The sequence below is a fragment of the Burkholderia sp. ABCPW 111 genome, from assembly GCF_000773065.1.
Taxonomy (GTDB): Bacteria; Pseudomonadota; Gammaproteobacteria; order Burkholderiales; family Burkholderiaceae; genus Burkholderia; species Burkholderia savannae.
In genome coordinates this window covers 1-13243 of record NZ_JPWT01000089.1, presented here as the reverse complement: position 1 = coordinate 13243, position 13243 = coordinate 1, and the positions used below count along the sequence as shown (strand labels likewise).

General features: G+C 64.6%; 9 protein-coding genes. All 9 read left to right on the top strand.

Annotated features, from left to right (window positions below):
* The first annotated feature begins 73 nt into the window (after positions 1 to 73).
* The 9 genes from X946_RS20995 to tssH all read left to right on the top strand — a co-directional run bounded on the left by X946_RS20995 (position 74) and on the right by tssH (position 13154).
* Positions 74 to 1588 carry an acetyl-CoA hydrolase/transferase family protein gene (locus tag X946_RS20995; RefSeq protein ID WP_038751469.1) on the top strand — a complete coding sequence of 505 codons (1515 nt, stop codon included), beginning with the start codon at positions 74 to 76 and terminating at the stop codon, positions 1586 to 1588.
* Positions 1589 to 3194: 1606 nt separating this feature from the next.
* Complete coding sequence (locus X946_RS20990; protein ID WP_038751467.1) at positions 3195 to 4145, top strand: type VI secretion system protein TssA; 951 nt, start codon at positions 3195 to 3197, stop codon at positions 4143 to 4145.
* Positions 4146 to 4178: 33 nt separating this feature from the next.
* Positions 4179 to 4727 (top strand): type VI secretion system contractile sheath small subunit, encoded by a 549-nt coding sequence (tssB, locus tag X946_RS20985; protein WP_038751464.1) that lies wholly within the window; start codon positions 4179 to 4181, stop codon positions 4725 to 4727.
* A 2-nt stretch (positions 4728 to 4729) separates the two neighbouring features.
* The gene (gene tssC, locus X946_RS20980) at positions 4730 to 6235 is read left to right on the top strand and encodes a type VI secretion system contractile sheath large subunit (protein ID WP_161788681.1); all 1506 of its coding nucleotides are present in this window, start codon (positions 4730 to 4732) and stop codon (positions 6233 to 6235) included.
* Between the two features lie 143 nt (positions 6236 to 6378).
* Complete coding sequence (locus X946_RS20975; RefSeq protein WP_004530039.1) at positions 6379 to 6906, top strand: Hcp family type VI secretion system effector; 528 nt, start codon at positions 6379 to 6381, stop codon at positions 6904 to 6906.
* Between the two features lie 78 nt (positions 6907 to 6984).
* On the top strand, positions 6985 to 7416 hold the full coding sequence (locus tag X946_RS20970) for a GPW/gp25 family protein (protein ID WP_038751517.1): 432 nt from the start codon (positions 6985 to 6987) through the stop codon (positions 7414 to 7416).
* Positions 7417 to 7429: 13 nt separating this feature from the next.
* Positions 7430 to 9292, top strand: a complete 1863-nt coding sequence (gene tssF, locus X946_RS20965) for a type VI secretion system baseplate subunit TssF (RefSeq protein WP_038751460.1) — start codon at positions 7430 to 7432, stop codon at positions 9290 to 9292.
* Entirely contained in the window at positions 9289 to 10278 is a 990-nt protein-coding gene (gene tssG, locus X946_RS20960) for a type VI secretion system baseplate subunit TssG (protein WP_038751457.1), read from the top strand. The genes tssF and tssG overlap by 4 nt, the downstream gene beginning before the upstream one ends.
* Positions 10279 to 10280: 2 nt before the next feature.
* Complete coding sequence (tssH, locus tag X946_RS20955; RefSeq protein WP_038751454.1) at positions 10281 to 13154, top strand: type VI secretion system ATPase TssH; 2874 nt, start codon at positions 10281 to 10283, stop codon at positions 13152 to 13154.
* The last annotated feature ends 89 nt before the right edge of the window (positions 13155 to 13243 follow it).

Here is a 13243-nt window from a genome sequence, read left to right as displayed (position 1 = left end):
AGCGCGCGCCACTCCGGAGACACCCTTGCGGCGCTGCGTCGCCAGATCTAATACAACCGTTCGACATTCAGCCATGCCAACCTCTCGTATCCTCGCTCCCAGCCTGCGCTCCCTCGTCCGCACCGCCGACGAGGCCGCCGCGCTGATCGGCCCGAACATGACCGTCGCGATGAGCGGCTTCACCGGCTCCGGATATCCGAAAGCGGTGCCGGCCGCGCTCGCCGCGCGGATCGCGGCGTCCCACGCGCGCGGCGAAGATTTCCGCATCAACGTGCTGACGGGCGCGTCGACCGCGCCCGAGCTCGACGGCGCGCTCGCGAAGGCGAACGGCATCTCGATGCGCCTGCCGTACCAATCCGATCCGACGCTGCGCGACAAGATCAACGCGGGCGAGCTCGACTATCAGGACATCCACCTGAGCCACGTCGCGCAGTACGCGTGGTTCGGCCTGTTCGGCGAGCTGGACGTCGCGATCGTCGAAGTGGCGGGCATCCGCGAGGACGGGAGCCTGATTCCGTCGGCGTCGGTCGGCAACAACAAGACGTGGCTCGACCAGGCGAAGCGCGTGATCCTCGAAGTGAATTCGCGGCAGCCGCTCGGCCTCGACGGAATGCACGACATTTATTACGGCACCGCTTTGCCGCCGAACCGCAAGCCGATTCCGCTCGTGAAGAGCGACGACCGGATCGGCGAGCCGTATCTGCGCTGCCCGGCCGAGAAGATCGTCGCGATCGTCGAAACGGACGCGCCCGACCGCAGCAACGCATTCGCCGCGCCCGACACGGCGTCGAAGCAGATCGCCGGACTCCTGATCGATTTCCTGCGCCACGAGATCAAGCGCGGCCGCCTGCCCGAAAACCTGCTGCCGCTGCAGTCGGGCGTCGGCAACATCACGAACGCGGTGCTCGCCGGCCTCGGCGAAGGCGGCTTCTCGAACCTGACCGCGTACACGGAAGTGATCCAGGACGGCATGCTCGACCTGCTCGCGAACGGCACGCTGAGCTTTGCGTCGGCGACCGCGCTGTCGCTGAGCCCGGACGCCGTGAAGCGCTTCGCCGACGAGATCGACACGTTTCGCTCGAAGATCGTGCTGCGGCCGCAGGAGATCAGCAACCATCCGGAGCTCGTGCGCCGCCTCGGCATCGTGGCGATGAACGGGATGATCGAGGCCGACATCTACGGCAACGTCAATTCGACGCACGTGATGGGCACGAAGATCCAGAACGGCATCGGCGGTTCCGGCGATTTCGCCCGCAACGGCTATCTGTCGTGCTTCATGTCGGCGAGCACCGCGAAGGGCGGTGCGATCTCGCGGATCGTGCCGATGGCGAGCCACGTCGACCACACCGAGCACGACGTCGCGGTCGTCGTGACGGAGCAGGGGCTCGCGGATCTGCGCGGATTGTCGCCGAAGCAGCGCGCGCGCAAGGTCATTGCGAATTGCGCGCATCCCGACTATCGGCCGATGCTCGACGACTACTTCGAGCGCGCGAGCCGCGAGAGCTTCGGCAAGCAGACGCCGCATCTGCTCGGCGAAGCGCTGTCTTGGCACGAGCGCTATGTGCGAACCGGATCGATGAAGGCCTGACGATCGGTTCCTCGAGGCCCCGCGCGTGCGGTGGTCGACGCTCGGGCGGACATCGGACTGACGAAACGGCGCGGCGCCGGATGGTGGCCGCGCCGTTTCGTTATTGGCGGCGCCGTGCGCAGAGGACCGGCAAAGGGCGGCGTCGCGGCCGACGCGCCGCGGGGCGCGCAGGCGGGAGCGCCTTCTACTAACTAGTAGCGACTAGATAGATACTGGATACACGCCGACACGCTGGCGCGACGAAATGCGCTGCGTCGTTCGTTCCGATGCCCGTGTCGAGGAGCGAGCGAACCGACCGGGGCGCAGCCGGGACGGGAGTGAGAACACGACATTGCCCGAATGGCGCGTTCGAGCAGGCAATCGAGTCCATGAGCTTCGGGTTGCTTATAAATATGGATCGTGGCACGAGCGCTGGCGCGGCACGGGGCATCGGGCGCGCAATTCCCGAGGATGTATTCGGTTCCGTGGGGAAACCGCAGGCACTTAATAGTCTCTAAAACTGTTCGTCATCCTACTGAATGACATGACGATCGATCCTGTCGGACCGATCGTCGCTGCCGTCGTGCAGTGGACGAGCATCCGGGCCTCAAACGACAAGTAAAACGCCTTCTTGGGACCACGCCGATCCATGCGCTATCACGTTGGTATCGCGCTTATAGCGGACAGACGATCCAGTCGGCAAATAAGTTGTCTCTCAGTCGAGTTAAATTGATCCCAATGTAACAAAGATGTTTCACCCGCCGCCTTGATGCGCATTCGCGCCGCGTTCTCGCTTCATTGGCTTTGATGTACGTGCGGCGGGCATTTTCGGCCCGCTTGCAATTCCGGCGAGGTGGGTTTATTGTGGGTCGACAGGCCGCGCAAACGATTGCGAATACATATTAAGTAGTCGAAGAAGCCTGATCGGAATGTATGAAGTAGTGATTGAGTAATTCGGCAGGCGGGTTAAGAAAAAGCGATCGGAAGGATCGCGCAAGATAAAAATCTCCGCGTCGTTCGAAACTCGCTCCGCTTCGGAGGCAATCCTTATATTTCAATTTCATTGAATCAAACTTACAGTTCCGTTTGTAAGAAAAATTTATTTCTGCTTGCCAAATTTACGAGCGTTCTATAAGTTTACAGCGTAGACTGTAACGATATGAATGATTGTCACGCCGTTGTCGTTGAGGGCCACTAAGGTGTGACGTTTCAGATTAAACCCGGTGCTTGGATGATATTTCCGCCGCAAATGCGACGGCGTAGTGATTTATGTGCGCGCCGTATTTGATTTAATGGAAGTGCATCTTACCGATCGCCGATGCGGAAGGCTGGCGCTAGCCAGCTCGCAGGGATCGGGCTGGGCGGAAGGGGCGGGTTAATATCGCTGAGAAAAAAACCGGCGGCGTAAACGGTTTCCGTGGAATATTTTCCTGGAACCCGCAGGCGTTCGTTTGTCTTATTCCAGCGGATACTAATCTAATTCCCCAAAACGCTTTGGCGGATAGTAAGCATCGAGTTATGTGGTCGCTAATACATTCGAAGAATTAAGTTTGGGCATTTTGACGGAACGCAAACTAATCTAGCTTTGCGAAGTCGGTTCCCGACGCTTGTGATTTGTGGATAGACCATGAACGACGTTGCACTACCGGGCCAGTCGCCGGACTTGCTGGATTTCGACGAAGATTTTATCAAAATCGACGCAGCCATCTGCGAATACGATTCCGTCGGCTACGCGCCTCAGCGCAAGGGAGAGGGCGCGTTCCAGTGGGTCTCCGTCGAAACCGGATGTCTCGCCTTATTGAAAAAGGCGAAAGACGTGCGGGTCGCCATTTGGCATCTGCGTGCGTGCATCGCGCGGCGCGGCTTGAGCGGACTCGCCGACGGCACGCGATTGCTGGCCGATCTGATGAGCGCGCCCGTCGAGGAATTGCATCCTCGCGCGTTGCCTGACGAGTCGCCCGGCGAAACCCTTTTGATTCATCTTGGCTGGCTTGCTGGTTCGCAGTTCCTGCATCAGCTCGGCAGTTCCCGGTTCGAAGACCGCGATGCGACGCTCAACGATCTGATCGGCGGGCGGGCGGCTTCGATCGTGGAGGATCCTGATTATCGCATTAGAGCGAATACTCTTGTACATGACATTCAGGATTCCTTATCGAGAATCAGGGAATCGATAGCTGCGGTGGAGCAGGAGCTCAACGTCGCACGCGCGCTCGAACTGTTGAGCGTCGCGTCGTCGCGGCTCGTGCAGGCGCATTCGGAGGCGGACGAGGTGAACAAGACGAACGCCGCAGGTACGGAGTCGGTGGACTCGACGCCCGGTGGCGCGCCTGCGCCCGATACGCGACAACCGGCCGCCGGGCCGGGCGGCGCGCTGAGGTCGAGGCAGGAAGTCGGTGCGGCGCTCGAGCGAATCGTCGAGTACTTCCGCTTGCACGAGCCGAGCCATCCGGCGCCGATCTTCCTGTCGCGGATTCAAAGAATGCTAGGGGCGGGTTTCGAGGAGGTGATGGCGGAGCTCTATCCCGAGGCGGCGTCTCTCGTGGCCCAGCTGAACCGGCCGCAGAGCTCTATCAAGTAACGTGAACAACTTCGTGTAGAGGGTTTGCTCATCATGGTTCGACAAAAGGATGGACAGAAATTCATCGGGGAGAGTCGTGCGCCCCGTGTGCAGATTGAATACGACGTCGAGGTTTACGGGTCGCAAAAGAAGGTCGAGCTGCCGTTCGTCGCGGGCGTGATGGCGGATCTGTCGGGCGACAACGTCGAGCCGCTCGGCCCCGTCGAGGATCGCCGCTTCCAGGAGATCGACGTCGAGAACTTCGACGAGCGCATGGCGCAGATCGCGCCGTCGCTCAGCTATCACGTGAAGAACGTGCTGACCAACGACGGCACGCTGATTCCGATCGATCTGACGTTCACGTCGATGGAATCCTTCGAGCCCGCGGACGTCGTCAAGCGCATTCCCGAGCTGTCGACGCTGCTCGAGGCACGCAATCGCCTGAAGGAGCTCTTGACCTACATGGACGGCAAGGCCGCGGCGGAAGACGTGATTCAGGAGTTGCTGAAGAGCCCGCAGTGGGCGAACGAGGCCGAGGCGACGGAGCAATCCGGCGGCAACGGCGAAGGCGACGGCCAACAACCGGAAGAGGGTGCGAAATGAGTATGCAGCAGCTTGAATCGTCTGCCGAGAAGGTAGTCGTCGATCAGAACAACGTCAACGAAGATCTGAAGGACATCCTGCGCCGCTCGTTCCGGCCGCGCACCAACGAGGCCGCGGAGGCGGTGCAGAACGCCGTCGAAACGCTGCTCACGTATGCGCGGCGCAGCCGGGTCGTGGTTCGCGAGGACGTCGCGCAGACGATCGAGCAGCTGGTCGCCGAGCTGGACAAGAAGATCTCCGAGCAACTGACGCTTGTGCTGCACAACAAGCGCTTCCAGAATCTCGAAGGCGCGTGGCGCGGATTGCACTATCTCGTATCGAACACCGACACGAGCGAGAACCTGAAGATCCGCTACCTGAACATCTCGAAAGCGGATCTCGGCAAGACGTTGCGGCGCTTCAAGGGCGTCGTGTGGGACCAGAGTCCGATTTTCAAGATGATCTACGAGCAGGAATACGGCCAGTTCGGCGGCGAGCCGTTCGGCTGCCTGATCGGCGATTTCTATTTCGACCACAGCATGCAGGACGTGTCGATCCTGACCGAGATGTCGAAGATCTCGGCGGCCGCGCACGCGCCGTTCATCGCGGCCGCCGCGCCGGGCCTGCTGCAGATGGACGACTGGAGCGAGCTGTCGAATCCGCGTGACGTGTCGAAGATCTTCACCGCGACCGAATATGCGTTCTGGCGCCGCCTGCGCGAGAGCAACGACTCGCGCTATCTCGCGCTCACGCTGCCGCGCTTCCTTGCTCGCGTGCCGTACGGCCCGAAGACGCAGCCCGTCGAGGAGTTCGGTTTCGAGGAGAAGGTCGACCCGAACCGCGCCGAGGATTTCTGCTGGGCGAATTCCGCGTACGCGATGGGTGCGAACATCACGCGCGCGTTCAAGACATACGGCTGGTGCACGAAGATTCGCGGCGTCGAGTCGGGCGGCGCGGTCGAGGTGCTGCCGAAGTTCGTGCTGCCTTCACAGGATCGCGAAGTCGACCTGCACTGCCCGACGGAAATCGCGATCTCGGACCGGCGCGAGCACGAGCTGTCCGAATCGGGCCTGATGCCGCTCGTGTACCGGAAGAATTCGGATACCGCGGCGTTCATCGGTGCGAAGACCGTCCATCGTCCGGCGATCTACGAGGACGACGACGCGACCGCGAACTCGAACCTGTCGTCGCGCCTGCCGTACATCTTCGCGACGTGCCGTTTCGCGCACTACCTGAAGTGCATCGTTCGCGACAAGATCGGTTCGTTCAAGTCGGCCGAGGATACGCAGCGCTGGCTGAACGACTGGCTGATGAACTATGTGGACGGCGATCCGAGCATCTCGAGCGAGGTCACGAAATCGCAGCGTCCGCTGTCGGCGGCGGAAGTGGTCGTCGACGAGATTCCGGAAAACCCCGGCTACTATCGCGCGCAGTTTTTCCTGCGCCCCCATTTCCAACTGGAGGGTTTGACCGTTTCTCTCCGGCTGGTTTCGAAACTTCCGTCGACCAAGCACGAGGTGACGACCTGAGCCGCGACTACCGGGCCGGTTGCGGTTTCGCTTAAAGAAGGAGGTGTTCGAGGCGTTGCGGGGCGGAGTCGATGCGTCTCGCAGCGGATTCAACAGCGGTCTTTTCGATATGGTCTTGTTATAACTAATTAGGAGTTCATAGCATGGCAAATGCGTTGGTTGATTACTTCTTGCAGATCGATGGCGTCGAGGGCGAGTCGACCGATCAGCAATATCCCGGTCTGATCCAGATTCAGAGCTGGCAGTGGGCGGAAGAGAACTCGGGCCGTTGGGGCTTCGGCAGCGGCGGCGGCGCGGGTAAGGTCGAGATGAAGGACTTCGAGTTCCGCATGGTGTCGAACAAGGCGTCGCCGAAGCTGTTCCTGATGTGTGCGACGGGTGAGCACATCCAGAACGCGAAGCTGATCTGCCGCAAGTCGGGCAAGGGCCAGCAGGAGTTCCTGACGATCTCGTTCGCGAGCGGCCTCGTGTCGTCGTTCCGCACGCTCGGCAACATGCCGATTTCGCAGCTCGGCCACGCGAGCGGCGAAGTCGACGGCGTGCTGCCGACCGACCAGATCCGGATCAACTTCGCCCAGATCGAGTTCGAGTATCGCGAGCAGCGTAACGACGGCACGATGGGCGCAGTGATCAAGGCCGGATACGACCTCAAGCAGAACGCCCCGATCTAACCCGTCGGAAGGTTCTAGTTTCCAGGCTAACCTTGGGCAGTGTTGTGGCCTCGCGCCACAACACTCGGGAACATGCACGTGAGCGATCTTCAACTCTACAACAAGCTGTCCAGACGGATTCGTCGTCATTCGCTTCAAGAGGTCGTCGCGGATCACTTGGTCGACCTGATGAATTATGCGATTCGCGGCGCGCGCATGCGCATCGCCGACGACAGTCCGGCAGCGCATTCGGTGCTGAACTTCGGCTGTCCGCCGATGCAGGCGGCCGGCGCGACGAAGATCAATCCCGCGCATGCGGCCGCGCACATCTGCGAGGTGATTCGTCGCTTCGAGCCGCGCGTCGATCCCGCCAGCACGACGGTCAAGCCTCGGACCGAGAGCCACAGGCGCTTGCCGCAGACGATCTACTTCGACGTGTCGATGAAGGCGCGCGAAGACGGAGCCGAGCTCAGGGCGAGCCTCGCGCTCGATTACCTGAGCGGGTATTTCAGCCTAGCGGATGACCGGTGAGCGACGAACGGCGATGAATTTTCTCGACCACTACAACGACGAATTGCGCCAGCTGCGCGATGCGGGTGCGCGCTTTTCGAAAGAGCATCCGCAGGTCGCGTCGGCGCTCGGGCTGCATCCGGATGCGGTCACCGATCCGTTCGTCGAGCGGCTGCTCGAGGGCGTCGCGTATCTGTCGGCGCGCGTGCAGAAGCGGCTCGACCGCGAATGCGCGGAGTTCGCGCAACAGGCGCTCGGGCGCATTTGCCCGCTCTACACGGCGGCCACGCCTGCGATCTCGACGTTCGCGTTCCATCCGGATCTCGGCTCGCCCGACGCGTTTCGAGGCAACACGCTGCCGCGCGGCTCGCTCATCGCCGCTCATTTGCCGGGCCGCAAGCTGCCCGTGATGTTCTCGACCGCGCGCGACGTCACGCTGTTGCCGCTGCGCCTCGCGTCGGTCGAGTGCAGCCGCAGCATCACCGGGCTGCCGTCGCTGCTCGCGCAGCGGCTCGCGTCGTCGCATGCGGTGCTGCGCTTCAGGTTCGAAGTGGAGGGCGGCGCGTCGGTCGCGGAGCTGTCGCGTGAGGACAAGGGATTCGCGCCGTTGCATCTGAGCCTTGCGGGCGACCTGCCGCGCGCGTACGCGCTGCATCGCGCGCTGCTTGCCGACACGACCGCGTGGTTCGCGCTCGTGTCGACGAATCGCGGCGACGAGGTGCTGACGCTGCCGATGTCGGGCATTCGGTTGTCCGGCGTAGACGATGCGGAGGCGCTGTTGCCGGAGGACTTCGGTGGCTTGCCGGGGCTGCGGCTGTTGCGCGAATACTTCGCGCAGCCGACGCGCCTGCTCGGCGTCTACGTCGATGCGCTCGCGGCGATTGCGGAGAAAGCGCCGTCGGCGCGCGAGTTCGATCTGTTCTTCGCATTGCGCGATGCGCCGGGCGATTTGATCGGCGACGTGGACGCGAGCCAGTTTCGCCTCTTCGCGACGCCGGCGATCAATCTGTATTCCAAACGTTTCGATCCGGTGCCGTACGACGCGAATCAGCCGGAGCAGTGGATTCCGGTCGACCGGATGCGGCCCGCCGCTCATCACCTGTGGGCGCTGACCGAGGTGTTCGTGTGCGAGACCAATGGTCGCGCGCATCGCGCTCGCTCGGTGCTCGAGACGGCGGGCTACGAAGGGCAGGACGGCTCGATTCGCTACGGCATGCGGCGCGAGGATGCGTTGCTCGTCGACGGCGTGCGGCGTGATCGGTTCGATCCGCTCGCAAGCCACGATCTGGTCGCGGTCTCGATGGTCGACGACACGCTCGATCCGGACGATGTCGCGACGATCACGGGCCGCGCGCTCGTTGCCGATCGCGACTGGCGACCGACCGCGCTGCTCGACGCCGAACTGCAACTGCTCGATCCGACGGCGGTGAAGCGCATCGAGTGTCTGTGGCCGGCGAGCGCGCCGCGCGGCAAGCCGAGCGTCGACGCGTGCTGGGAGGCCGTGTCGCACGTGGGCCGCAATCCGCTCGCGCTGCGCGCGTCGCAACAGCAGGACGTGACGGCGCGCATCGTCGAGCAATTGCTGCTCGCGATCGACAAGGACGACGCACTCGACCGCCAGCGGCTCGAGAGTTTGCGCTCGGTCATGCTGCGCTCGCGCTTCGTCGCGGCGGGCCGCTCGACGCCGACCGCGCTTGTGCGCGCGACGCAGGTCGAGATCGACATCGCCGAATCGCTGCACGCGGATCGCGGCGGCTGGCTGTTCGGGCGTCTGCTCGCGCAGGCGCTTGCCGAAGCCGCGACGCTCAACGACGGCATCGAGATCGCCGTGCGCCTCGACGGCGATGCGGCGAGCACGCACACGAACGTGGCGTCGCGCGACGGGAGGCTCGCATGACGTCGCTCGAACATGTAACGAAAGCGCTGACGCCGCGCCGCACCTTCTTCGAGTTGATGCGGCGGGTCGAAGCGTTGCAGCGCAAGCACGACAAGCGCTCGGCGCGCAAGCGGCGGTTGCCGAAGTGGCTGCGCATCGAGCAGCCGGCGGAGATGCATTTCGCGAGCACCGAAGTGGAGCGCGTGCACGTGACGCTGCCGCGCTTCATCGAGGACGACGATCACCCGGAGGTCACGGTGGTTCAGCGTCACTTCGGACTGTTCGCGCCGTACGGGCCGCTGCCGCTGCACGTGACCGAGCATGCGATGCAGGAAAAGCGCTTCGAGCGCAACGCCGCGTTCGAGCGCTTCGTCAACGTCGCGTGCGGCGACCTCGCGTGGTTGCACTACTCGGCGTGGTCGTCGATGCATCCGGTGCTCGGCTACGAGCGCGCGCGCAATCCGTTCGTCGAGCGCGTGACGGCGCTCGCCGATGCGCGCCGCGCGACGCAGGACGACGCCGATCTGCTCGAGCGTCATGCGCTCGCGTGCCGGCGCGCGTTTCCGGGCATCTACTGCGCGCCGCGCCGCTCGCTCGCCGATCTGCAACGGATGTTGCGCTCGTACTTCGGCGTTGCGCTGCAGGTGGTGCCGCGCCACGGCCGCTGGGTGCCGGTGCCGGCCGCGGCGAGTCACGCACGGCGGCTCGGCGGATGGCGGCTCGGCGCGCGGATCTGGGACGTGCAGCACTCGATCGAGATCGTGATCGGGCCGATCGAGGCCGACGAGTTTTACCGGTGGCAACGCCGCGCGGCCGCCGTCATGGCGGTGTCCGCGGTCGTGACGGATTTCGTCGACGGACGAATTTACCCCGTCATCAAGGTTCAGGTGTGGACGCGCCCTGAACTTGCAGGAAGGGTTGGGTGCATGCGCGTCGGCGTCGACGCGTGGTCAAGGCCGAATCGGGCGCTGCGCACCCTGACTGTCTTTGAATCTTTTCGGGACTAGACGTGAATCGCGAACGCATATTCAACTGTCTCGGCCGCACGACCTATGCGGCCCTCGTCGATGCGACGGCGCTAGGCCGATCGCGTCGGCACGCCTTCATCGACCTCGATCACTGGGCGCTGTGCCTGCTGCAGCGCGAGCAGAGCGATCTCGCGCGCCTGTTGGAGCAGTTCGGCAGCGACGTTGGCGAAGCGAAGCGCCGGATGGAGAAGGCGCTCGACGGCTTCGACGTGAGCGGCGACTCGCTGCGCGATATCTCAAGCTCGCTCGAGCGCAGCGTCGGGCCGGCCGTCATCTGGAGCCAGATCGCGGCGCGCGCGGGCAAGGTGCGCTCCGGCCACCTGCTGCTCGCGTGGCTCGACGAGGATCTGACGCGCCGCTGGCTGCAGCAGCGCGTACCGAGCGGCATCACGTCGGTCGCGCTAGATGAAGTGGTGAAGCGCTACGAATCGCTCGCGGCCGGCTGGCCGGAAAGCAACGAAGCGCCCGCCGCGATCGACGGCGGCGCGCTCGGCGAGCACGCGGGCGAAGCCGCCGCCGACGGCACGAGCGACGCGCTCGCGAAGTGGGCGACGTGCGTGACCGAGCAGGCCGCGCGCGGCGAGCTCGATCCCGTCGTCGGCCGTGACGATGAATTGCGCACGGTGATCGACATCCTGTCGCGCCGTCGCCAGAACAATCCGATTCTCGTCGGCGAGGCGGGCGTGGGCAAGACGGCCGTCGTCGAGGCGCTCGCGCAGAAGATCCAAGCGGGCGCGGTGCCGCCGGGCCTGCTCGGCGCGCAAGTATGGGCGCTCGATCTCGCGCGGATGCAGGCGGGCGCCGGCGTGCGCGGCGAGTTCGAGCAGCGGCTGAAATCGCTGATCGACGCGGTGATCGCATCGCCTGATCCGATCATCCTGTTCTGCGACGAGACGCACACGCTGATCGGCGCGGGCGGCGCAGCCGGCACGGGCGATGCGGCGAACCTGATCAAGCCGATGCTCGCGCGCGGTCAGCTTCGGATGGTCGCCGCGACGACGTGGTCCGAATACAAGCAGTACATCGAACCGGACGCGGCGCTCGTGCGGCGCTTCCAGGCGGTTCCCGTCGACGAGCCGAGCGATGACGCGGCAGTCGACATGCTGCGCACGATCGCGCCGCGCTTCGCCGCGCACCACGGCGTGCGCATCGTCGATTCGGCGCTGCGCGGCGCGGTCGAGCTGTCGCGCCGCTATCTGCCCGCGCGGCAGTTGCCGGACAAGGCGATCAGCTTGCTCGACACCGCATGCGCGCGCGTCGCGATGAGCCAGAACTGCGCGCCCGCCGAGCTCGAGCGCTTGCAGCACCAGGCGTTCGCGATCGGCCAGACGCTCGATTGGCGCGCGAGCGATCGCCGGATGGGCGTGCGCACGCCGGGCGACGAGGGTGAACTCGAAGGCCGCCAGGCGAGCCTCGTGCAGCAGGCGGCGACGCTCGGGACGGTCGTCGACGCGCAGCGCGACGAGGTGCGCACGTGGCTCGCGCGTCTGAACGACGAAACGAATACGCCTGCCGACAGCGACGGCGATTCGTTCGCCGCGCGCATCGGCGCGAATCGCTGGGTGCGTCCGTGGGTCGACGAGCACGTCGTGTCGGAGGTGCTCGCCGAGTGGACGGGCGTGCCCGTCGCGCAACTCGCGCAGGACGATGCGCAGCGCGTCGTCGAGCTCGAGGGCGCGCTGAATGCAGGCATCCACGGGCAGACGGGCGCGATGCGCTCGATCGCACAGGCGTTGCAGGTGTCGCATTCGGGGCTCAACGATCCGCGCCGGCCGCTCGGCGTGATGCTGCTCGCCGGCCCGACCGGCACCGGCAAGAGCCAGGCCGCGGCGAAGCTCGCCGAGCTGCTGTTCGGCGGCGAGCGCAACCTGCTCCAGTTCAACATGAACGAGTTCCAGGAAGCGCACACGGTGTCGACGCTCAAGGGCGCGCCGCCCGGATACGTCGGCTACGGCAAGGGCGGGCGCTTGACCGAGGCGGTACGCAAGAAGCCGTACAGCGTGCTGCTGCTCGACGAATTCGATCGCGCGCATCCGGACATTCATGAGGTGTTCTATCAAGTCTTCGATCAGGGTTGGATGGAGGACGGCGAAGGCCGCAGGATCAGCTTCCGCAACTGCTTGATCCTGTTGACGAGCAATCTCGGCGACGTCGAGATCGAAGCGGCGTGCAAGGCCGATCCGCAGATCTCGCAGGCGAAGCTCGATAAGCTCGTCGGCGAGCGGCTGCAAGGGCGCTTCTCGCCCGCGCTGCTCGCGCGGATTCAGCTCGTCGCGTTCCGGCCGCTCGATGTCGAAGCGCTCACCGGCATCGCGACGCAGGCGCTCGACGAACTCGGCGAACGCCTCGCGGAGAACGATTTGCAGTGGCGCGCGGACGAAGGCGTCGCGTCGTGGGTCGCGCATGCGGTGTCGCAGCATCCGGCGAACGGCCGCGCGGTGCGCGACCTGCTGCGCCAGCACGTGATGCCGGCCGTCGCGCGCGGCGTGCTCGCCGCGCGGGCGGAGGGGCGCGCGCTGAAGACGGTGCGGCTGTCCGCGCATGAGAAGCTGGCGCTCGTGTTCGACGAGGATGCGTGGGAGCTGAGCGGCACCGATGCCGCGGCGCTCGGCGAGCAGGCGGAAGCGGCGGCGCTCGAAGCCGCGGCGGCCGCTGCCGTGGAGGCGCACGAAGCACATGACGCGCACGGCGCGCATGAAGTGGATGAAGCGCATGAAGCGATAGGCGGCTCGCACGCCGACGCGAACGTGGATGCAAGCGTGCAGGCGAGCGGCGCGCATCCGGTCGGCGCGCATGGGCCTGACGAAACGACATCGGCGAACGCCGGCACGACGGGAGAACCGTCATGCGTCTGATCGAACTGCGTAGTCCCCTGTTGGACCCGGATTCGGTTGCACTGAGCTTCGTGGTCCACGAGAACCTGTCGCAGGAGCCGTCGTATCAG